Here is a 21,038-nt window from a genome sequence, read left to right on the forward strand (position 1 = left end):
CACTTTATCAGTGCGTAAATTGTGACTCTAGGTTAAATGGCACTAAAATGGTGCGTCGCGCTATAGTGACTCACCTTTTTGGTGCTTATATTCATTTCATTAATAGTAGTTGGGTTTGTATTCACGATCCTGATACATTCTTTCCTAATCTTTCTAACACTTTCTTAAAAATTTTTAAGTAGTTTATCGTTCATCGCTCACTTTATAGAGGGTTAGCGCTGTTGGCATAAAAATTGCTTTTAGATGTTTATAGGGAGAAACTCCTATCATCTAGTAGATGCTTTTATAAGTAAAAGTATTAATAGTGAACAATAAGGTGATTATCAGTGAGATACATCACATAGAGTTCATAGCAGACTATCAAGTTGACCATTTAACGAGTAAAAAAATTGTCAATTGTCTGTAAAGTTAATGTGTGAGTAACAGATTGGACAGACAGGATTTATAGTCGGGAATAGCCCTATAACAATAATGAATAGTATGTGGAGTCGTAATATGAAATTGACTAAAAAAGTGATCGCTACGGCCGTATTGTTAGCATTAACCACCAGTGAAGCGGTAATGGCTGCGCAAGTCCCAGCCGGGGTCCAACTTGCCGATAATCAGACCCTCGTTAAGGGGAATGGTGGGGAGGTGCAGTCACTCGATCCTCATAAAATCGAGGGCGTTCCAGAAAGTAATGTTAGCCATGACCTTTTTGAAGGTTTAGCCATTTCGAATAATCAAGGTCACGTGGTACCTGGCGTGGCGGAGAGTTGGGAGCAAAAAGATAATAAAGTTTGGACTTTCCACTTACGTAAAAATGCAAAATGGTCAAATGGTAAACCGGTTACCGCACAAGATTTCGTTTACAGCTGGCAGCGTTTAGCTGATCCGAAAACTGCTTCCCCTTATGCGAGTTTCTTGCAATATGGCCATGTCGAGAATATTGATGCGATCATCGCCGGTAAATTACCCTCTGAGAAACTTGGCGTGAAGGCGTTAGACGCTAATACGTTACAAGTTACGCTTTCGGAGGCGATTCCCTACTTTTACAAACTGACTATCCATCCGTCATTGTCACCGGTTTATGCACCGGCTATCAAAGCTTATGGCGATCAATGGACCTCCCCGGCACATTGGGTCAGTAATGGGGCTTATACTTTAGCGAGCCATACGGTCAATGAAAGCATTGTTGTCGTCCGTAACACCAATTATTGGGACAATGCCCACACCGTAATCAATAAAGTGACCTTCTTACCTATTTCTTCCGAGGTCACGGATGTGAACCGTTACTTCTCTGATAACGGAAGTGATATAACTTATAACAACCTGCCGATTGAGCTGTTCAAGAAATTACAGAAAAATAATCCTAAAGATCTTCATGTTGATCCCTACCTCTGCACTTACTATTACGAAATCAATAATAAGAAAGCCCCTTTCACTGATGTCAGAGTGAGAACGGCACTTAAGCTAGGCTTAGACCGGGACATCATCGTCAATAAAGTGTTGGCACAAGGCCAAACACCTGCCTACAGCTTTACCAATCCTGCGACAGATGGTATTCAGCTTGATAAGCCAGAATGGTTCTCATGGAGCCAAGAAAAACGTAACGAAGAGGCTAAAAAATTATTACAAGAGGCGGGTTATGGTCCTAACCATCCGCTGCAATTCTCATTACTCTATAACACCTCTGACCTGCATAAAAAATTAGCCATCGCGGCAGCAGCTATTTGGAAGAAAAATATTGGTGTTAACGTTACGCTGGTTAACCAAGAGTGGAAAACCTACATTGATTCTCGCCATCAAGGCAGTTTTGATGTCGCACGTGCGGGATGGTGTGCAGACTATAACGAACCGAGTTCGTTCCTAAACTCTATGCTGTCGAGCAGTTCAAATAATACATCGTTCTTTAAAGATGCTAATTTCGATAACCAGATTGCTAAGAGTGTTAACGCTTCAGACGAAGCAAGCCGAAGTGCTGCATACGGTCAAGCAGAGAAAATTCTGGATCAGCAATCGGGAGATATCCCAGTTTTCTATTATGCCAACACGCGCTTAGTTAAACCTTATGTCGGCGGCTATACCGGAAAAGATCCTCTCGATAATGTTTATGATAAAGATCTCTATATTATTAAGCACTAATTTTGCAGGCAATACCGGCGTGAAAGCGCCGGGTTAACTCGTTTACTTAAGCCTGATAGGTGAAGCAATGTTGACATTTATTTTCCGTCGGTGTGTAGAAGCCATTCCGACCCTTTTTATACTTATTACTATTTCATTTTTTATGATGCGTTTGGCGCCGGGGAGTCCCTTCACCAGTGAGCGCAGTCTGTCACCGGAAGTGATGGCGAATATCGAAGCCAAATACCATCTTAATGAGCCTATCGGGCAGCAATACTTCAATTACCTTGTCCAATTAGCCCACGGTGACTTTGGTCCTTCTTTTAAATATAAAGACTATTCAGTTAACTATTTAGTTGGCCAAGCCTTTCCAGTGTCAGCAAAATTGGGCCTTATCGCCTTTATTTTTGCATTGGTGGTGGGGGTGAGTGCGGGGATTTTTGCCGCACTAAAACAAAATAGTTGGGTGGATTATACCGTCATGGGGATAGCGATGACCGGGGTGGTGATCCCCAGCTTTGTGGTGGCTCCACTGCTGGTGATGTTGTTTGCTATTTCATTAAAATGGCTACCGGGCGGTGGCTGGAACGGTGGACAGTGGCAGTATGTGTTATTGCCAATGCTTGCATTATCACTTGCCTACATTGCGAGTATCGCGCGGATTATGCGTGGCTCAATGATCGAAGTGATGCACTCTAATTATATTCGTACCGCAAGGGCGAAAGGCCTTCCAGTCTACCGAATTGTTCTCCGTCATGCTTTACGTCCGGCGCTATTACCTGTCATTTCCTATATGGGGCCTGCCTTCGTGGGGATTATCACCGGTTCAATGGTGATTGAGTCAATCTTTGGTTTGCCTGGAATTGGACAACTTTTTGTTAATGGTGCACTAAACCGTGATTATTCTCTGGTCATGAGCCTGACGATTTTAGTTGGTGTTTTAACAATAGTATTTAATGCGATTGTTGACGTGCTTTATGCCGTTATTGATCCAAAAATTCGTTATTAAGCTGGAGACCGGCATGTTAGCAAGTAAAAAAAATAGTCAGGCGGTCGAAGCTTTTACAGAGCAACTCGATATCGAAGGGCGTAGTTTATGGCAAGATGCCCGCCGACGCTTTATTCATAATCGCGCAGCACTATTCAGTCTGATTGTGTTGTTATTTATTGTATTATTTGTCATTTTTGCGCCAATTTTATCCTCATTTGCCTATGACGATACTGATTGGTCAATGATGTCTGCAGCACCCGACATGGTATCTAAACACTATTTTGGTACCGACTCTTCTGGCCGTGATTTGCTGGTCCGTGTAGCGATTGGCGGAAGAATATCGTTAATGGTGGGCGTTGCATCAGCCATTATTGCTGTTATCGTGGGCACCTTTTACGGTTCGTTGGCCGGCTATTCAGGCGGAAAAGTTGACGCAGTCATGATGCGCATACTGGAAATTCTTAACTCTTTTCCTTTTATGTTCTTCGTTATTTTGCTGGTCACCTTTTTTGGTCGCAATATCCTGTTGATATTCGTCGCGATAGGCATGGTCTCATGGCTTGATATGGCTCGTATTGTCCGTGGACAAACGTTAGGTCTTAAGCGCAAAGAATTCATCGAAGCGGCACAAGTGGGCGGGGTATCAACGGTAAATATCGTTATACGCCATATTGTACCTAACGTACTAGGTGTGGTGGTGGTCTATGCCTCATTGCTGGTACCCAGTATGATTTTGTTCGAGTCATTCTTAAGCTTTTTAGGTCTGGGTACACAAGAGCCACTGAGTAGTTGGGGAGCGCTGCTGAGTGATGGGGCAAACTCAATGGAAGTCTCTCCTTGGTTATTGATGTTCCCGGCGGGATTCTTAGTTGTCACACTGTTCTGTTTTAATTTTATCGGCGATGGCTTACGCGATGCGCTTGATCCTAAAGACCGCTAGGAGGAACGATGACTTCATTAACACAGCACCCATTACTACTTGATGTTAAAGATTTACGCGTCACTTTTAGTACGCATGATGGAGACGTCACGGCCGTCAATGATCTGAATTTTTCACTTAAACCGGGAGAGACGCTAGGCATCGTTGGCGAGTCAGGTTCCGGAAAATCACAAACCGCCTTTGCGCTGATGGGGTTATTGGCCAAGAATGGCCGTATCGGTGGTTCAGCACGTTTTAATGGCCAAGAGATCCTTAATCTCCCTGAAGCCCAGTTAAACCGACTGCGTGCTGAAGAAGTGGCCATGATTTTTCAAGACCCGATGACCTCCCTCAATCCCTATATGAAAGTCGGTGATCAGCTTGTTGAGGTATTGTGCCTCCATAAAGGGCTAAGTAAGAAAGAGGCATTTAAACACTCTTTACAGATGTTGGACGCGGTCAAAATGCCGGAAGCACAGAAGAGGATGGCAATGTATCCTCATGAGTTTTCAGGAGGGATGCGTCAACGTGTTATGATCGCGATGGCACTGCTCTGCCAGCCAAAACTACTGATTGCTGATGAACCTACCACAGCATTAGATGTGACGGTTCAAGCGCAAATCATGACATTATTGAACGAGCTAAAACAAGAATTTAATACTGCTATTATCATGATTACGCATGATCTCGGGGTGGTCGCGGGCATTTGTGACAAAGTACTGGTGATGTATGCTGGCCGGACCATGGAGTACGGTAGCGCTCGAGATATTTTCTATCGACCCGTGCATCCTTACTCACAAGGTCTGCTTAACGCTGTACCGCGTTTAGATAGCGATGCGGAGAGTTTACTGACCATCCCAGGTAATCCCCCTAATTTATTGCGTCTCCCTAGCGGTTGTCCTTTCCAGCCACGATGCGCTTATGCAACCGAGACCTGTCGCCAGTCGCCACAACTCGAAGCCTTTGCATCGGGTCGTCTACGCGCTTGTCACCACCCTCTGGAGGTCGCACGATGAACGATATCGCGCTACAAGATAGAAAAGTTTTACTCGAAATAGCTGACTTACGTGTGCATTTTGATCTTAACGACGGCAAGCAGTGGTTCTGGCAGCCCAAGAAAAGTGTAAAGGCTGTAGACGGCGTTAGCTTACGGCTTTACGAAGGAGAAACCTTAGGCGTGGTCGGGGAATCCGGCTGTGGCAAATCTACACTTGCCCGTGCCATTATTGGTTTAGTGAAAGCCAAGGGTGGACGTGTCACATGGCTGGGGCGCGATTTATTGGGGCAAGATGAAAAGGCCTGGCGTGAAGCCCGTACGGATATACAGATGATTTTCCAAGATCCGCTCGCGTCCTTAAATCCACGCATGACAGTGGGCGATATCATCGCTGAGCCGTTAAGAACCTATTATCCAAAAATGGCTAAACGTGAAGTGAGCGAGAAAGTCCGTGCCATGATGATGAAGGTGGGACTACTGCCTAACTTAATTAACCGCTATCCTCATGAATTTTCAGGAGGGCAGTGTCAACGTATTGGGATAGCGCGTGCGCTGATCTTAGAGCCAAAATTGGTCATTTGTGATGAGCCTGTGTCGGCACTGGACGTCTCTATCCAAGCGCAAGTCGTGAATCTTTTACAGAAATTACAGCGAGAAATGGGGCTATCGCTTATTTTTATTGCTCATGACTTATCGGTAGTTAAACACATCTCTGACCGCGTCTTGGTGATGTATCTAGGTCATGCTGTGGAGCTGGGGACTTATGATCAAGTGTATCATCAGCCTCTGCATCCTTACACGCAAGCCTTGATGTCGGCAGTACCGATTCCTGACCCAGATAAAGAGTTAATAAAGCAGGTGCAATTACTTGAAGGTGAGCTTCCTTCTCCCATCGATCCGCCTTCAGGGTGTGTCTTCCGTACACGTTGTCCACAGGCGGTGGCAGAGTGCGCAAAGACTCGACCTGTACTGGAAGGCAGCTTCAGTCATGCCGTCTCTTGTTTAAAAGTCGATCCGCTCTAACTAAAAACGCCCTAGTTTCGGCTAGGGCGTTTTAGGAATGACTTATTCTCGCCACAAGATATGGCAGAGTTTATGGTCTTTTTCTCTACACAGCAGGATCCGGGCAAAAATATCGGTAATAGGCGCGTCTTCATCTTCGCCTAATCCAATCACGACTTCAGCGAAGAAGTCTGGATTTAAGTCAAAATCAACATGTTCTTCCCAATCAGCTGAAGGATCGTGAAGTTCTGCGCCTCCGCGTGATTCAAATTGCAGATTGAAAAGGAGAGTGTCTGCAGGGTCTAAATTATCGGCGGCCAGTTCCAAGAAAATATCATAGGCTTGTTCAAGTGTTTCATCTTCGGTGAGGCGATTGTTTAAATCCATAAGTGACCTAGTTATTTTCAGTGGGAGATGCGAATTAGGCTGTTTTACAATAATGGACTTAAGAAGTAAAACAATCGTTCGACAATTCGTTTCCAATAAGGGCGATGTAACCACTTTTCTCTAGAGAGTAGGGTTGAGCGAGCAATATAATCACGTTGTACACAATCCAGATCATGACCAAAATCGATATCGTCAATCACTAAGGTAATTTCAAAGTTTAACCATAAGCTGCGCATATCCAAATTGACCGTCCCGATCAGGCTGAGCTCGCCGTCTATTAATACACTTTTGGTATGCAGCAAATCCTCTTCGAAAAGGTAGATATTCACGCCAGCATCCAGTAACTCGGTAAAAAAAGCCCGACTTGCCCACCCAACCAGTAAAGAATCATTTTTCTTCGGTACAATCAAGCTTACCTCCACACCACGCAGTGCCGCAGTGCAGATGGCATGCAAAAGATCATCACTGGGAACGAAATAAGGCGTCGTCATGATCAGGCTTCTGCGCGCGGCATAGATAGCCGTTAATAACGCTTGATGAATAAGATCTTCAGGAAATCCTGGGCCAGAAGCAATGACATGGATAGTATGTCCAGAGGATTGTTCAAACGGCATACTCACGCGTTCTGGTAGCGGGGGAAGCACTCTTTCGCCAGTTTCGATTTCCCAGTCACAGGAATAGACAATTCCTAACGTTGTGGCGACAGGCCCTTCCATGCGAGCCATTAAGTCAATCCACTGACCGACGCCAGCGTCTTGCTTAAAGAAGCGTGGGTCAACCATATTCATACTGCCTGTATAGGCGATTGCGTTATCAATTAAGACGATTTTTCTGTGCTGGCGTAAATCTAAACGACGGAGAAAGAAGCGGAAAATATTGACCGGTAGCGCTTGAACCACGTCAATGCCTGCATGACGCATACGTTCAGGCCACGTACTTTTAAAGAACTGGCGACTTCCTGCACAGTCAAGTAACACTCGGCAGCTGACACCGCGACGGGCTGCGCTGATGAGTGCATTCGCGACATGATCGCTTTTTCCTCCGGGTTGCCAAATGTAGAAAACCATTTCAATACTATGGTGAGCAAGGTTGATATCACGGATTAGCGCAGTCATAACGTCTTGTGCGCTGGTAAGGAGTTGCAGCTGATTTCCTTTTACCCCCGGGATACCTTGACGATTTTCGCAAAGATTAAACAGGCTAGTGGCAACATCACTGGTGTGGCTGGCAAAAATATGTTGGCAGCTTTTTAAGTCCTGAAGCCATTGAGCAGTCGCTGGCCACATGCTGCGTGCACGTTCAGCACGGCGTCTGCCTAGATATAATTCGCCAAAGGCAATATAGGCAATCACGCCTAACAGAGGGAGAAAGAAAATAATGAGTAACCAGACCATGGAGGAAGAGACTGTTCGGCGCTTTATGAGAATTCTGACGGTAACACTCGCAATCAATAGCCAATAGCTAAAAAGAATGACACCATTTAATACGCCATAAAAAGTCGCTGAGGTCATAGTTCTAATTGAATTCCCAAGAAAAGTTGAGTGTAGTGTACGTGGAGTATAGGGAATGTAAACCTATTCTATTTTTTTACCCTGAAAGAGAATTAATCTGAAAATAGGGGTAAAGAAAGAGATAAGATTGAAGCAGATCCAGCGAAATAAGCAATATAGTTAACTAGAAATAGCGAATAAACTGCTTATTAGTTATGTGATTTATGTGATTATGGGAAAGGTCACCCTCTTGCGTGTTCACTCATCGCGGAGAGGAAAACCCTGACTTCTCCGCTGAGTGGTGTTTGAACGGATTAAAATACGCGTTTAAAAGGTCGTACGGTAACGGTTTGATAGATACCCGCCGCAACGTAAGGATCATCATTCGCCCAAGTTTGTGCCTGGTCTAATGACAGAAACTCGGCGATGATCACTGAACCTGAAAACCCTGCATGCCCAGCGTCTTCACTATCGACAATTGGCATAGGTCCTGCGGTCACGAGACGGTCCTCATCTTTTAAAATCTGTAAGCGGGCGAGATGGGCTGCTCGCACACTAAGACGCTTTTCTAATGAATCTTTGTTATCTTCCGCGTAAATGACGTAAAGCACAGGGATACCTTTGTGGGTAGGGTAAAAGAGGGAAGTTACTGCAATATGACGCAGCGCGCAATTAAAAGCTGAGGATATTAAATTTCTTTGACTGTAATGAAAACGGCATTGAAACTGATTGTTATTTGCATTTAGAATGGCGATAACCCGTTGAGCGAAAGAATACTATGAGCAGTCTAACCGAAGAGTTACCTAAACGTGGATCGATTGCGATAATCGTCTCTATTGCATTGCATGGTGCAGTGATTGCAGGATTACTGTATGCCTCAATCAACCACGACTTCCAGTTACCGCCTCCCCAGCAGGCCATTAACGTCTCCTTGGTCGCGCCAGAAGTTCAACCTGAGCTTGCCGCTAAAAGTGCGCCTGCTGCTACCCAACCGGTATCGACCGCGGAGCAAACGCCTGTACCACAAGTTGAGCAACCTCCAGTGGAACAGAAAGTCGCAATACCTGTAGAAAAACCTAAGCCCAAACCGGTAAAAAAAGTGGTTCATAAACCGGTCCATCATGAGAAACCCAAACCTGTGGTGCATAAACCGGTAGAAAAGCCGGTCGAACATAAAACGCCGCCGACGGAAGATAACCCGTTTAATCAGCGCAATACGCAGCCTCAAACGCGCGCTCAAACGGCACCGCAGAAATCGACCGACCAGCAAAAAAGTGTCTCAGAGGGTAAGCCTCAGCGCTTAGCGACGGTCAATCCAGCTTATCCTGCGCGAGCATTGGCATTGCACGTAGAAGGCCGAGTACGCGTTAAATTTGATGTTGATAATAATGGTGCGGTGGACAATATTGAAATTGTCTCGGCTGACCCGAGAGGAATGTTTGAGCGGGAAGTCAGACAAGCGATAAAACGTTGGCGTTATGCTCCCGGTCGTCCTGCGCAAGGACAAACCTATAATATTATCTTTAAAATCGATGGCAGTTCATCAATCGAGTAATATTCAAAGCGTGAAAGAACCTTCACGCTTTGTTAAGAGGGCGTTTAGTGGTGAAGCCCTTGGATATGTTCTGGAAGTGAGCGAGGCTTACCTTGCTCATCTACTGCCACATAGATGAATACCGCTTCAGTAGTACAATAACGTTGGCCAATTGGTTCTGAAGAAACCTTCTTAATCCATACTTCAACATTAATCGTGATTGAACTATTGCCAGTCTTAATGCAGCGAGCATAACAGCTGACTACATCACCTACGGCAACCGGCTTAAGGAAGGTCATACCATCGACACGCACGGTCACGACTCGGCCTTCTGCAATCTCCTTAGCCAGTATCGCTCCCCCCATATCCATTTGTGACATTACCCAACCGCCAAAGATATCACCATTGGCATTTGTATCGGCTGGCATGGCTAGGGTACGTAGTACCATCTCACCTTGCGGGCTTCTTGTTATTTCGCTCATCACATTGCTCCACAATATAGTTATTTTATCATTCGCGGTTATTTATTGGTCTGTGGCATATGACGCCAGATAAAAAGCCCATTCAGTAAGGTGAACACAACGGTCAAGATAGTCAAACCAAACATCTTAAAGTTCACCCATACCGATTCGGGTAGCCAGAAGGCGACATAGACGTTGAGTAAGCCACAAAAAATGAAAAACAGAACCCATGCATAGGTCAACTTGCGCCAAAGGCTGTCGGGTAGTTGTAAGTCTTTACCTAACATCGACTGAATGATCGGTTTCTTCATGAAAAATTGGCTATAGAGTAGGGCCAAAGCAAAGATGCCGTAGATCGCCGTTACTTTCCATTTTATAAACTCGTTATTGTGAAAAATGAGGGTGAGTGAACCGAAAAGAGTCACCAAGATAAAGGTCACCCAAGTCATCTTCTCAATTTTGCGATAGATAAACCACGTTGCAATGAGAGTCAGGGCTGAAGCGATAATCAATGCTCCTGAAGCCACGAAGATATCGTACAGCTTGTAACATATATAAAAAGCGACTAAAGGTAAAAAATCGAGTAACTGTTTCATTTTTATGTCCTAAAGCAGCCTAACATTAGGCTGCAAGGTGATTAACGGATCTGTGCGGCAACGCGATAGAGATAGATCAATAAAAGCGCTGAAGTCAGGTGGGCCAATACATTACTCACCAGCAGAATAAGGCTATTAGGCATTAAACCAAAACTGCCAAATAAGAAGGTCAGCGCAATTCTTACCACAAACCAGGCAATCACTGCTGGAGCAATAAGACGGATATTCTTCCAAACCAATGGCACACTTTGCTTCATGGTTTTCAACAAGCCACGATCTTTTTCGAGAAGCAGCACTGGTGATAGTGAGAACAACACCATTAATACAATCCCGGGCACAATCAAGACATAAAAGCCGAGTTGTACAATAGTGGTTAATAAAAAGGTCTGAATGAGCAGTCGAGGCCAGACGGGGGCACTGGCACCAATAGCACGAATTGCGCTAGTGGCTTGACCTTGGGCAGTAGCCGATAGATATTTTAATACGCCGCCCACCAGTAAGGTGTTACCAATTAAGGCAGAGAAGGTCATTACGGCCGAGATGTGCATTAATACGCTGCGTTGGTCTTCGCTCATATCTTGTAATAGACCGAACAGCGATTCGGTACTTTGGCCACTTTGTAAGAAATCACCTAAAGGGTCTGTTGAAGGTAGAAATGTCTTGAGCAGCAATACCGTAACAAAGGCTGAGAGCAGTGAGATCAATATCAACGGCTTGAAATGCTGCGTAAAATGCTGGGCAGCGTCACGGTAAAATGGTTTGGCCGTGAGGGACATGAAAACTCCTTGATGTATAGGGAAAATTTGCGCCAATTGTACATGGATAAGCACCTAACTGGCACAGGACTTACATAACTTTCTATTATATCTATTTATCAGCGTTATTGGGTAACTGCTTCATCGAGACTTTCATGAAGTGAATCTAGAAATACTGGTTAAAATTGATCTCGATCAAGGCATTGTTTTATATGAATTAATTACATCATTATTCACATGAATTCAATCGATAAACGCGCCAGAATAGGCACAATAATTATAGGTGTTTACTTTTAGTCACTTTTTATCGATAAGTTCAGGAGTTTTTATGAAAGCGCGTAAAATTGTACTAGCCATGGCTCTTGTGTTTCCAGCAATAGTCTCTGCGCATCAAGCGGGTGATTTTTTTATCCGTGGTGGCGCGGCTTTAGTTCGCCCAACAGGGAATTCTGATAATGTCTTGGGATTGGGATCGTTTAATGTTAGTAATAACACCCAGTTAGGCTTAACTTTCACCTATATGGCAACCGACCATATAGGTGTGGAACTGTTGGCAGCGACGCCATTCAGACATAAAGTGGGCTTACGCTCTACCGGCAACATTGCGACGGTGCATCAGCTTCCTCCTACGCTAATGGCACAATATTATTTCTTGGATAATAGCTCTGCATTCCAACCTTATGTCGGGGCTGGGATTAACTATACGACCTTCTTTGATAATAAATTTAATGATACGGGTCGCCAAGCAGGTCTCACTGATTTGCGTCTCAAAGATTCTTGGGGTTATGCGGCACAAGCAGGGGTGGACTATCAGTTGACCGATCACTGGATGCTGAATGCTTCAGTCTGGTATATGGATATCAAAACCAAGGTACGCTTTAAGGCGGCAGGTGAATCACAGTCTATTGATACGAAGATTAACCCAGTTGTTTTCTTTTTAGGCGCCGGATATCGTTTCTAACGATTTTAAAAGAAGGCCGTGTTAACGGCCTTTACATCATGGTTTACTTAATTTGCATACCATTTACAACTGAACGAACGCCTGGCACGGTACGGGTGACATTAACCGCCTTTTGCGCTGCCTGTGCAGAACTCACAAAACCGCTTAACTGCACACGTCCTTTGAAGGTTTCAACGTTAATTTCCGTAGAACGTAAATCCTTCTCACCTAATAGCTTCGCCTTCACCTTAGTCGTCACGACGGTGTCATCAATGTAGCCACCGGTGCCTTCATGTTTTGGTGTTGGCGCACAACCCGCCAGAGATAATCCGAGGATGGTCGCTAATAAACCCGTTGTCACTATTTTTGCAAACTTCATTCGATGCCTCCCTGTTGAATCTAGATTGGATAGTGATCAGTTGATCAGCTCAAATTTAGCCTATTAATAAGAAATCTACTAATATTTCTATGCGAAATATGAATCTCACTCACTGAGTTGGCGACTTTTTCGTAGCGTCCTTCAGCTCAGCAACAAAGCGCTTTAACGTCTCAAGTAAACGGACGGGATCTTCTGCATGCTGCTCGATGATCTTCACTGTGGCTGAGCCTGCGATAGCACCTACAGCGCCTGATGCAATGGCTGCACGCACTTGTTCCGGTTGTGAAATACCAAACCCCTGTATCGCAGGAGGTGCGCCATATTGGCTCAGCTTTTTCACCAAATGGGCGAGGGACGTCGTGGCACGGTTTTCTGCCCCAGTGACACCAGCACGTGACAGGAGGTAGGTGTAACCTTGCCCCCATTGACCAATGGACTCAATGAGCGCGTCATCTGCATTCGGTGGACAAATAAATATCGGTGCAATGCCATGTCGGGTTGCGGCTTGACGGAAAGGCAGAGATTCTTCGATAGGCACATCAGCGATCAATACGGAGTCTACACCGGCTTGTGCACAGCGCTGGTAAAACTCATCAATCCCTTGGCTGAAGACTAAATTCGCATACATCAGTAATCCGATAGGGAGTTGAGGATATTTAGTCCGAACGGTACGCAAGATGTCAAAGCACTTTTGAGTGGTGATTCCGCCAGCAAAAGCGCGCAAGGTTGCAGTCTGAATTGTCGGGCCATCGGCCAGAGGATCAGAGAAGGGGATACCGAGCTCCAAGGCATCCGCCCCCCCTGCAACCAGGGCATCAATGATTTGCAAAGAGAGCTCAGGGGTTGGATCACCTAAGGTTACGAACGGGACGAAGGCGCCTTGTTGTTGTTCAGCTAAACGGGAAAAAAGCGTTGCGTAACGGTCCATTAAATTTCTCCCCGCTGTTGTAGGATGTCGTGAACAGTGAAAATATCTTTATCGCCACGCCCTGAGAGGTTGACGACCAAAAGTTGCTCTTTCTCAGGATCCGCTTTAGCCAGCTTGATCGCGTGGGCGAGAGCGTGCGAGGATTCCAATGCAGGGATAATTCCTTCAGCTCTACATAATGCTTTAAAAGCATCTAATGCTTCATCATCGGTGATCGAAACGTAATCGGCACGCCCAATACTATTTAGGTAGGCATGTTGTGGGCCGACAGAGGGAAAATCTAGGCCAGCAGAGATCGAATAAGACTCTTCGATTTGTCCTTCTTCTGTCTGCATCATCGGCGCTTTCATCCCAAAATAGATACCGGTACGACCATGTTTCAAAGGGGCACCATGCTCTCCGCTTTCAATACCATGACCCGCAGGTTCTACACCGATTAACTGGACTTCTGGGGTGTCGATAAAGTCTGCAAACATACCAATGGCATTGGACCCGCCGCCGACACAGGCGATTACGGCATCAGGTAGACGACCCTCTTTCTCCAGAATTTGCTGGCGAGTCTCTTCACCGATCATGCGCTGGAATTCGCGAACGATCGTGGGGAAAGGATGGGGTCCAGCTGCGGTCCCCAACATATAGTGGGCGGTTTCATAGCTGCCAGACCAATCGCGCAGCGCTTCGTTACAGGCGTCTTTTAAGGTTGCTGAGCCGCTATGTACAGGAATAACCTCTGCACCCATTAAACGCATACGGAATACATTGGGGGACTGACGCTCGACGTCTTTCGCACCCATGTAGATACGACACTTCATCCCTAATAACGCACAGGCCAGCGCAGAGGCGACCCCGTGTTGACCGGCACCGGTTTCTGCGATGATTTCTTTCTTCCCCATACGCTTAGCCAGTAGTGCTTGTCCCAATACCTGATTGGTTTTGTGTGCACCACCGTGTAAGAGATCTTCGCGCTTGAGGTAGAGACGAGTCTGCGTTCCTGCCGTTAAATTTTGGCATAGGGTGAGGGCTGTTGGGCGACCCGCATAATCTTTGAGCAGCTGAGTAAACTGCTGCTGAAATTCTGGATCACGCTGAGCGCTGACGAAAGCGTCTTCTAATTGTGCCAGGGCTGGCATCAAAATCTGTGGGACGTATTGTCCACCGTACTCACCAAAATAAGGATTTAATAGTGTCATAGTCAGTATCCAATCAATTGTTATTGAGCGTGGGTTGCGTAAGTATTGATCGTTGCAAAAACGCTGTTCAGTTTTTGCTTATCCTTAATCCCTGGCGTCGTTTCTACTCCAGAATTCAGATCAACCCCCGCGCAGCCAAGGGCTAATGCCTGTGCGATGTTGTCCGCTGAGAGTCCTCCCGCCAGAATGATGTCATCAAGAGGGTGATCGGCTAATAACTGCCAGTCGAACGTTTGGCCACTGCCACCGTTGCCATTATCGAAGATATAACGATCAACGCCGATCCAGCCTCGATCCGGTAGATGCCCATCAATTTTAAAGGCTTTCCATATCTGGCAGCTAGCGGGTAATAAATCGCGTAGGCGGCGGATATAGGAAGGATCTTCACTCCCATGAAGTTGCACTACGGATAGGCCTAAGGCTTCAACTTTTAATACGATATCGCCAACTTCGACATCACGGAAAACGCCTACATAGCGAAGTGGGGCGCTTTCAATAATGGTTTTAGCCTGTTGTTCGCTCACATAGCGTGGTGAGGCTTCAACAAAAATTAATCCACCATACAGTGCACCGGCTTGATAGGCAGCTTCTGCATCCTGGCTACGTGTTAATCCACAGACTTTGTTTTCGCCCGATAGTAGACGTTTGATGGCAAAGCGTAGGTCATCTTCTGCCATTAATGATGAGCCGACCAGAAATCCTTGCGCATACTGATTTAAGGTTTTGATTTGAGCGTACTGTTGGATCCCTGATTCACTGATAACCAAGGTACCGGCAGGAAGCTGGTTAGCCAACTGGCGTGTTTTATCAGTATCGACAGAAAGGTCACGTAAATCCCGATTGTTAATACCTACCACTTCTGCTTGCAATGCAACGGCACGTACTAACTCTTCTTGGTTACTGACTTCGGTAAGGATCCCCATCTTTAACGCTTTAGCGGCATCGGCAAGAAGGCGATACTGCTCGTCATCTAACACAGAGAGCATCAGAAGGATGGCATCAGCTTGGTAGAAACGTGCTAACCAGATCTGGTAAGGGTCAACAATAAAATCTTTGCATAGCACTGGCTGGTGAACAGCTTGGCGTACTATCGGTAAAAATGAGAAATCGCCTTGGAAATATTTCTCATCGGTGAGTACCGAAATGGCCGAGGCATAGTCACGATAAACTGTTGCGATGGCTAAAGGATCAAACACTTCTCGAATCAGCCCTTTGGACGGAGAAGCTTTTTTGCACTCTAAGATAAAGGCGGGATTATGTTGACGCAGTGCCTCAATAAAGGAGCGGTCGCTGGGAATGACCTTAGCTTGAAAATCAGACAGTGGTTGAGTGGCTTTACGTGCCTCAATCCAGATTATTTTATCATCAACAATTTTCTGAAGTACGGTACCCTGCATATTATCCTCTTGCGGCTAACGCTGTAACACATTGATAGGCAGCACCACTACGCAGCATGTCGAGTGCTTTTGTCGCATTTTCACGTAGGTTTTCTTGGCCGAACAGTTTCATTAACATCGCAACATTGATAGCGATAGCGTGTTCATGCGCTTCCTTACCTTTACCCTGAAGTAATTGCTCTAAAATGTCACGATTTTCTTCCGGTGTTCCGCCCCGTAAGCTCTCTATTGGGTGCAGGGAGAGACCAAAATCTTCTGGGCTAATTTGATAACGGGTGATCTCATTATCCCTGAGTTCAGCCACTTCAGTGATCGTATGAATGGCAATCTCATCCATCCCCCCACCATGCACCACAGCTGCCCGCTGATAGCCCAATACCCGTAATGTCTCTGCTACGGGCTGCACAAGCTCTGGGCTATAAACTCCAATCAGTGCCAAAGGTGGTCGTGCTGGGTTAATCAGGGGGCCAAGAACGTTAAATAACGTTCGCGTGCCTAACTGTTTACGCACTGGCATCGCATGACGAAAGCCACTGTGGTAGTGCGGCGCGAAAAGAAAACAAAGATTCAGATCGTCCAGCGCTTCGCGCGCTTGGGCTGGCGGCATATCCAAATTAATCCCAAAAGCGGCTAAGAGATCAGAAGAGCCTGATTTACTCGAGACGCTGCGGTTTCCATGTTTCGCCACTTTATAACCACAGGCGGCCGCGACAAAGGCACTGGCGGTGGAAATATTAATACTGTTGGAACCATCACCGCCGGTACCGACGATATCAGCGAATAATGTATCTGGCCGTGGAAAAGGTAGGGCATGGTTAAGAAAAGCCGTTGCGGCTCCCGCGATCTCATGCGGTGATTCGCCACGCACCTTCATGGCAATCAGTAGCCCAGCCAAGCTCACCGGGTCAATTTCGCCTTTTACCACCGCAGAGAAGAGCTGTTCACTCTCTTGCTGGCTGATGTATTGCCCCTGATAGAGGCGTTCAAGTAATGCTTTCATGAGAGTCCCTTATCGTTTTAACGCCCAGGCCAGCGTTTGTTCCAGTAATTTAGCGCCATGAGTGGTGAGGATGGATTCTGGATGAAATTGGAAGCCACACACACGGTCCACGTCATGTCTGACCGCCATCACCATGCCATTGAATGTGGCATTAACCGTTAAGCTTGATGGAACGTTACTGCCGACCAACGAGTGATACCGTGCGACGGGTAGAGGACAAGGTAACTGTTGGAACATTTCTTGGTTATCATGCGTAATGTCTGAGGCTTTACCGTGTAAGATTTCATCAGCTTGCCCCACGGTTCCACCATAACTTTCGACGATAGCTTGGTGGCCTAAACAGATACCGATGATTGGAACTTTGCCCCGTAACTGTTTTAGCAGCTCAGGCATACAGCCTGCTTCACTCGGTGAACCTGGACCCGGCGATAACAACACAATGGGTTGGTGTAGGCTAGTGACCTTGGTGACCAACTGCTCTACCGGGACATTATTTCGGAAAATAATGACGTTATGACCAAAGGTACGTAATTGATCGACCAAGTTATAAGTAAAGGAATCAAAATTATCCACTAATAAGATATCAGCCATTAGAAGGTCTCCTGGCAATGATGGGCAGTCGCGATGGCTCTCAGCACAGCACGCGCTTTATTCCGGCTTTCATCGGCTTCGGACTGAGGATCAGAGTCGAGAACCACCCCTGCACCCGCTTGAACGGTGGCAATGCCTTTTTCGACGTAAGCTGAACGGATCACGATACAGGTATCGAAGTCCCCGGACCCGGTAAAATAGCCGACCGCACCGCCGTAGCTGCCACGACGCGTCTTTTCATGCTCGGCAATCAGTTGCATGGCGCGCACTTTCGGTGCTCCACTTAAGGTGCCCATGTTCATGCAGGCACGATAAGCATGCAAAACGTCTAAGTCGTCACGTAAACGGCCAACGACCCGCGAAACGAGATGCATAACAAAGGTATAACGGTCAACTTTGGTGAGGTCAGCCACATAGCGGCTCCCAGGGGTGCAAATTCGTGCCAAGTCATTACGAGCGAGATCCACTAACATAAGATGTTCGGACATCTCTTTTTCATCACTACGCATATCCAGTTCGATACGGCTATCCAAATCTAAATTGAGTGATCCGTCAGCGTGTCTGCCACGTGGCCGCGTACCGGCAATGGGGTAAATCTCGATTTGGCGATTTTGGGCATCGTATTTTAATGAGCTCTCGGGTGAGGCACCAAATAAGCTGAAATCTTGGTCCTGTAAGAAAAACATATAAGGACTTGGATTGCTTTTCTTCAATACGTCGTAAGCGGCGAGCGGTGAAGGACAAGGTAAAGAAAAACGTCGCGACGGGACAACTTGGAAAATATCACCACGGCGAATAGCGACTTGTAACGCTTTAACGACGTTACAGTAGGTTTCATCATCTTGATTACAGGTTAACTGCATATCCTGTACCGGGGCAGCCGACACTTTATTGGGTGTAGTCAACATTTGTTGATGAAGCTGATGCAGTCTTGCTTGCAAACGTTGGAACTCTTCGCTGTTATCGGTAAATAGGCTCGCTTGTAGCCGCGCCTGCTGTGTCTGATGATCAAGGACTAAGAGTGTTTCAGCCAGATAGAAGCAGTAGTCAGGACAGGCTTGATCTTGCTGCAAAGGGGGAAGTGCTTCGAACCCGGCAACTAAGTCGTAAGCAAACAGACCACCTAAAAATAGGGCATGACGTTGTTGATCGCTATTGGCAGTTAATGTGGGGATCAGGCGCAGCACATCGAATACCGAGGCGGATTTCAAACGGCTGTCTTCATCTTGAAGCGCTGGAGTCTCGCTAAAGGTAATGACGAGTTGATCGGCCGATACCTTGGTGTGGGCTTCTGCCGGGAGTTTTTCACACAGTAGCGGTAACAGGCTTTGACCGTTAGTACTCAATGCTTGGACGTTGACGACATTTCTCATCGCGCTGATACGTAATGCGCTGTCGACAATCATTAAGCTTTGTAAATCGTCTTTACTGCTGACATCTGCCGATTCGAGCAGCAATGTAGACGGTCTCGCACCACATAATTGGTTAAATAGCGCGGTAGGGTCGGCAGAATAGGGTGTTTCAACAGTGATGAGTTTGAGTTTGCATGATGTCATTAGTGTTATCTCTTTTATTCTTCCAATAAAAAGCCCGCCGAGTGGGCGGGCTTAGAAATCTGCATAGCGGTTATTTTAGCTGGATGCATGACAACGTCGCCCGATTATGGGAGAGTGACGCGCCACCATTGTAAAAGCTTTAACGTTATAACCATCATGAGATTGTGTCCTATCTGAAGTCTTGTGTACTAGTTAACTAGTTCATGGCGGAATTGTCAACAGTCTACGTTAACTAAAAGTGATTTATCAGTAGGGGAAATGTTGAACACGTCTGAGAGAGTAAATTTTGACCGAGAATGTACGCGCGATTATCTATGATTTGCATACCCACACCCAAGCGTCAGATGGGGTACTGAGTGCTCAAGAGCTCGTTTTACGAGCTAGTGAGCGTGGCGTAAAGGTATTGGCGATCACTGACCACGATACTACTGCAGCGATAGAAGCCGCCGAAGCTGCTATTCACGCAGAGGATCTCGATCTTACCCTGATTACGGGAGTAGAGATCTCCACATTATGGGAAAATCATGAGATTCATATTGTGGGCTTAGGCTTCGACCCACAACACCCGGCCATGGTGGATTTATTACAGCAGCAATATCAGCGGCGTGAAGTCCGTGCGGCTATGATTGCTGAACGCTTAGCGAAAGCTGGTATTGCTGGGGCGCTGAGCGGTGCACGAGAAAAAGCGGGGGAAGGGCAAATTACTCGGGCCCATTTCGCTCGTTACCTTATTCAGCAAGGTAAAGCTGAGACGATGGCGCAGGTATTCAAAAATTATCTTGCTCGCGGCAAAACGGGATATGTCCCGGCGCAATGGTGTACGCTCCCCACTGCGGTGGAAGCGATTCATCAAGCCGGAGGAGTAGCCGTGGTCGCCCATCCTGCACGCTATCAACTCTCTACTAAATGGCTGAAGCGCTTATTGGCATACTTCGCTGAAATCGGAGGGGATGCAATGGAAGTCGCACAATGCCAACAGGCACCGAATGAACGGCAACAACTGGCCAAGTATGCAATGGATTACGGCTTATCAGCCTCGCTTGGCTCTGATTTCCATCAGCCCTGTGCATGGATAGAGTTAGGTCGTAAACTGTGGTTACCGAAAGATGTGGTTCCCATATGGGAAAAATTTCCAGCTTTAGCTGCCCCAACTCGGGGGTAGGAGACTACTATGAGTCAATTATTTTATATTCATCCAGAAAACCCTCAGCCACGTATCGTCAAACAAGCGGTTGAGCAAATTAATCAAGGTTCAGTGATTGTTTATCCGACAGATTCGGGATATGCCATAGGGTGTAAACTTGAGGATAAAGCCGCCATGGAGCGGATTATTCGCTTGAGACAATTAGATGGCCGCCACCACTTTACCTTGATGTGTCGAGATTTATCGGAGCTGTCGACTTATGCGCAGGTGGATAATATCGCCTTTCGCCTCCTCAAAAATAACACCCCAGGCAGTTACACTTTCTTACTAAAAGCGACTAAAGAAGTCCCGCGCCGTTTGATGAATGAAAAACGGAAAACGATTGGACTGCGTGTCACGTCACACCCTGTTGCCCAAGCGTTATTGGAAGCGTTAGGCGAACCCCTAATGTCGACCACATTGATCCTTCCTGGTAATGATTTCGCGGAATCCGACCCAGAAGAAATCCAAGATACTATCGGAAATCAAGTCGATTTGATTCTGAATGGCGGCCCTATCGGTCAGCATCCGACCACGGTTATCGATCTCTCTGATGGGTCGCCGGTTGTCGTCCGCCAAGGCGCAGGAGATACTCGTCCCTTTGAATAGCCAGATTGGGCAATGGCTCTATTGCCCAAT

The 21,038-nt window shown here is 46.4% G+C and carries 20 protein-coding genes, 1 pseudogene and 1 other annotated feature; of the genes and pseudogenes, 9 read left to right on the forward strand and 12 right to left on the reverse strand.

Translation table 11 applies throughout. The features are described 5' to 3' along the window. Nucleotides 1-495 precede the first annotated feature (495 nt). The 5 genes from oppA (at nt 496) to oppF (ending at nt 6,033) form a co-directional block, all read left to right on the forward strand. Nucleotides 496-2,124 (forward strand): oligopeptide ABC transporter substrate-binding protein OppA, encoded by a 1,629-nt coding sequence (oppA, locus tag HH682_RS00805; RefSeq protein WP_214235309.1) that lies wholly within the window; start codon nt 496-498, stop codon nt 2,122-2,124. A 67-nt stretch (nt 2,125-2,191) separates the two neighbouring features. Further along, nucleotides 2,192-3,112: an oligopeptide ABC transporter permease OppB gene (gene oppB, locus HH682_RS00810; RefSeq protein WP_214235311.1), complete on the forward strand. Its 921-nt coding sequence runs from the start codon at nt 2,192-2,194 to the stop codon at nt 3,110-3,112. Nucleotides 3,113-3,125: 13 nt separating this feature from the next. Next, a complete protein-coding gene (gene oppC, locus HH682_RS00815) occupies nt 3,126-4,034 on the forward strand; it encodes an oligopeptide ABC transporter permease OppC (protein WP_214235313.1) in 909 nt (302 codons plus the stop codon). 8 nt (nt 4,035-4,042) lie between these two features. After that, nucleotides 4,043-5,029, forward strand: coding sequence for an ABC transporter ATP-binding protein (gene oppD, locus HH682_RS00820; protein ID WP_214235315.1), 987 nt, complete (start codon nt 4,043-4,045; stop codon nt 5,027-5,029). Then, on the forward strand, nt 5,026-6,033 hold the full coding sequence (gene oppF, locus HH682_RS00825; RefSeq protein ID WP_214235317.1) for a murein tripeptide/oligopeptide ABC transporter ATP binding protein OppF: 1,008 nt from the start codon (nt 5,026-5,028) through the stop codon (nt 6,031-6,033). The genes oppD and oppF overlap by 4 nt, the downstream gene beginning before the upstream one ends. A gap of 42 nt (nt 6,034-6,075) precedes the next feature. Here oppF and HH682_RS00830 read toward each other — a convergent pair whose 3' ends face one another. From HH682_RS00830 to HH682_RS00840, 3 genes are all read right to left on the reverse strand, one after another. Beyond that, nucleotides 6,076-6,399, reverse strand: a complete 324-nt coding sequence (locus tag HH682_RS00830; RefSeq protein WP_214235319.1) for an HI1450 family dsDNA-mimic protein — start codon at nt 6,397-6,399, stop codon at nt 6,076-6,078. A gap of 44 nt (nt 6,400-6,443) precedes the next feature. After that, nucleotides 6,444-7,910 (reverse strand): cardiolipin synthase, encoded by a 1,467-nt coding sequence (gene cls, locus HH682_RS00835; RefSeq protein WP_214235321.1) that lies wholly within the window; start codon nt 7,908-7,910, stop codon nt 6,444-6,446. A gap of 293 nt (nt 7,911-8,203) precedes the next feature. Next, entirely contained in the window at nt 8,204-8,500 is a 297-nt protein-coding gene (locus HH682_RS00840) for a YciI family protein (protein ID WP_214235323.1), read from the reverse strand. Nucleotides 8,501-8,667: 167 nt separating this feature from the next. Here HH682_RS00840 and HH682_RS00845 point away from each other — a divergent pair, with 167 nt between their 5' ends. Then, complete coding sequence (locus tag HH682_RS00845; protein ID WP_214235325.1) at nt 8,668-9,444, forward strand: energy transducer TonB; 777 nt, start codon at nt 8,668-8,670, stop codon at nt 9,442-9,444. A gap of 44 nt (nt 9,445-9,488) precedes the next feature. Here the strand turns inward: HH682_RS00845 and yciA are convergent, their stop codons facing one another. From yciA to HH682_RS00860, 3 genes are read right to left on the reverse strand one after another with little or no spacing between them, the layout of a single operon-like run. Further along, nucleotides 9,489-9,905, reverse strand: coding sequence for an acyl-CoA thioester hydrolase YciA (gene yciA / locus HH682_RS00850; protein ID WP_214235327.1), 417 nt, complete (start codon nt 9,903-9,905; stop codon nt 9,489-9,491). A gap of 38 nt (nt 9,906-9,943) precedes the next feature. Further along, nucleotides 9,944-10,480 (reverse strand): septation protein A, encoded by a 537-nt coding sequence (locus tag HH682_RS00855; RefSeq protein ID WP_214235329.1) that lies wholly within the window; start codon nt 10,478-10,480, stop codon nt 9,944-9,946. Nucleotides 10,481-10,521: 41 nt separating this feature from the next. Next, nucleotides 10,522-11,256: a YciC family protein gene (locus HH682_RS00860; protein ID WP_214235331.1), complete on the reverse strand. Its 735-nt coding sequence runs from the start codon at nt 11,254-11,256 to the stop codon at nt 10,522-10,524. A 307-nt stretch (nt 11,257-11,563) separates the two neighbouring features. On the opposite strand from HH682_RS00860, the gene ompW reads away from it, so the two are divergent. Then, nucleotides 11,564-12,196, forward strand: coding sequence for an outer membrane protein OmpW (ompW, locus tag HH682_RS00865; RefSeq protein ID WP_214235333.1), 633 nt, complete (start codon nt 11,564-11,566; stop codon nt 12,194-12,196). A gap of 43 nt (nt 12,197-12,239) precedes the next feature. On the opposite strand, the gene HH682_RS00870 is transcribed toward ompW, so the two are convergent. The 6 genes and pseudogenes from HH682_RS00870 to HH682_RS00895 all read right to left on the reverse strand — a co-directional run bounded on the left by HH682_RS00870 (nt 12,240) and on the right by HH682_RS00895 (nt 19,216). After that, nucleotides 12,240-12,554, reverse strand: coding sequence for a BON domain-containing protein (locus HH682_RS00870; protein ID WP_214235335.1), 315 nt, complete (start codon nt 12,552-12,554; stop codon nt 12,240-12,242). Nucleotides 12,555-12,663: 109 nt separating this feature from the next. Then, entirely contained in the window at nt 12,664-13,482 is an 819-nt protein-coding gene (trpA, locus tag HH682_RS00875; protein ID WP_214235337.1) for a tryptophan synthase subunit alpha, read from the reverse strand. Then, nucleotides 13,482-14,672 carry a tryptophan synthase subunit beta gene (trpB, locus tag HH682_RS00880; protein WP_214235339.1) on the reverse strand — a complete coding sequence of 397 codons (1,191 nt, stop codon included), beginning with the start codon at nt 14,670-14,672 and terminating at the stop codon, nt 13,482-13,484. The genes trpA and trpB overlap by 1 nt, the downstream gene beginning before the upstream one ends. 20 nt (nt 14,673-14,692) lie before the next feature. Beyond that, entirely contained in the window at nt 14,693-16,069 is a 1,377-nt protein-coding gene (gene trpCF, locus HH682_RS00885) for a bifunctional indole-3-glycerol-phosphate synthase TrpC/phosphoribosylanthranilate isomerase TrpF (protein ID WP_214235341.1), read from the reverse strand. 1 nt (nt 16,070) lies between these two features. Beyond that, nucleotides 16,071-17,660 (reverse strand): annotated as a pseudogene (trpD, locus tag HH682_RS00890) (bifunctional anthranilate synthase glutamate amidotransferase component TrpG/anthranilate phosphoribosyltransferase TrpD). Continuing rightward, a complete protein-coding gene (locus HH682_RS00895) occupies nt 17,660-19,216 on the reverse strand; it encodes an anthranilate synthase component 1 (RefSeq protein WP_214235343.1) in 1,557 nt (518 codons plus the stop codon). The pseudogene trpD and the gene HH682_RS00895 overlap by 1 nt, the downstream one beginning before the upstream one ends. A 24-nt stretch (nt 19,217-19,240) precedes the next feature. Continuing rightward, nucleotides 19,241-19,350, reverse strand: a sequence feature (Trp leader region). A 152-nt stretch (nt 19,351-19,502) separates the two neighbouring features. Between HH682_RS00895 and rnm the strand changes: the two genes are divergently transcribed. Together rnm and HH682_RS00905 are read left to right on the forward strand one after the other, a co-directional pair. After that, the gene (gene rnm / locus HH682_RS00900) at nt 19,503-20,378 is read left to right on the forward strand and encodes an RNase RNM (RefSeq protein ID WP_214235345.1); all 876 of its coding nucleotides are present in this window, start codon (nt 19,503-19,505) and stop codon (nt 20,376-20,378) included. A 9-nt stretch (nt 20,379-20,387) separates the two neighbouring features. Continuing rightward, nucleotides 20,388-21,008, forward strand: coding sequence for an L-threonylcarbamoyladenylate synthase (locus HH682_RS00905; RefSeq protein ID WP_092675377.1), 621 nt, complete (start codon nt 20,388-20,390; stop codon nt 21,006-21,008). Nucleotides 21,009-21,038: the final 30 nt, after the last annotated feature.

Origin of the sequence: Rosenbergiella gaditana (assembly GCF_018494065.1) — a bacterium.
GTDB lineage: Bacteria > Pseudomonadota > Gammaproteobacteria > Enterobacterales > Enterobacteriaceae > Rosenbergiella > Rosenbergiella gaditana.

Coding starts and splice junctions, on each gene's coding strand:
- oppA (WP_214235309.1), top strand. CDS start 496: ATGAAATTGACTAAAAAAGTGATCGCTACGGCCGTATTGTTAGCATTA.
- HH682_RS00845 (WP_214235325.1), top strand. CDS start 8,668: ATGAGCAGTCTAACCGAAGAGTTACCTAAACGTGGATCGATTGCGATA.
- oppC (WP_214235313.1), top strand. CDS start 3,126: ATGTTAGCAAGTAAAAAAAATAGTCAGGCGGTCGAAGCTTTTACAGAG.
- cls (WP_214235321.1), bottom strand. CDS start 7,910: ATGACCTCAGCGACTTTTTATGGCGTATTAAATGGTGTCATTCTTTTT.
- trpCF (WP_214235341.1), bottom strand. CDS start 16,069: ATGCAGGGTACCGTACTTCAGAAAATTGTTGATGATAAAATAATCTGG.
- ompW (WP_214235333.1), top strand. CDS start 11,564: ATGAAAGCGCGTAAAATTGTACTAGCCATGGCTCTTGTGTTTCCAGCA.
- HH682_RS00870 (WP_214235335.1), bottom strand. CDS start 12,554: ATGAAGTTTGCAAAAATAGTGACAACGGGTTTATTAGCGACCATCCTC.
- oppF (WP_214235317.1), top strand. CDS start 5,026: ATGAACGATATCGCGCTACAAGATAGAAAAGTTTTACTCGAAATAGCT.
- trpA (WP_214235337.1), bottom strand. CDS start 13,482: ATGGACCGTTACGCAACGCTTTTTTCCCGTTTAGCTGAACAACAACAA.
- HH682_RS00905 (WP_092675377.1), top strand. CDS start 20,388: ATGAGTCAATTATTTTATATTCATCCAGAAAACCCTCAGCCACGTATC.
- HH682_RS00895 (WP_214235343.1), bottom strand. CDS start 19,216: ATGACATCATGCAAACTCAAACTCATCACTGTTGAAACACCCTATTCT.
- oppB (WP_214235311.1), top strand. CDS start 2,192: ATGTTGACATTTATTTTCCGTCGGTGTGTAGAAGCCATTCCGACCCTT.
- HH682_RS00860 (WP_214235331.1), bottom strand. CDS start 11,256: ATGTCCCTCACGGCCAAACCATTTTACCGTGACGCTGCCCAGCATTTT.
- oppD (WP_214235315.1), top strand. CDS start 4,043: ATGACTTCATTAACACAGCACCCATTACTACTTGATGTTAAAGATTTA.
- HH682_RS00830 (WP_214235319.1), bottom strand. CDS start 6,399: ATGGATTTAAACAATCGCCTCACCGAAGATGAAACACTTGAACAAGCC.
- HH682_RS00855 (WP_214235329.1), bottom strand. CDS start 10,480: ATGAAACAGTTACTCGATTTTTTACCTTTAGTCGCTTTTTATATATGT.
- yciA (WP_214235327.1), bottom strand. CDS start 9,905: ATGAGCGAAATAACAAGAAGCCCGCAAGGTGAGATGGTACTACGTACC.
- trpB (WP_214235339.1), bottom strand. CDS start 14,672: ATGACACTATTAAATCCTTATTTTGGTGAGTACGGTGGACAATACGTC.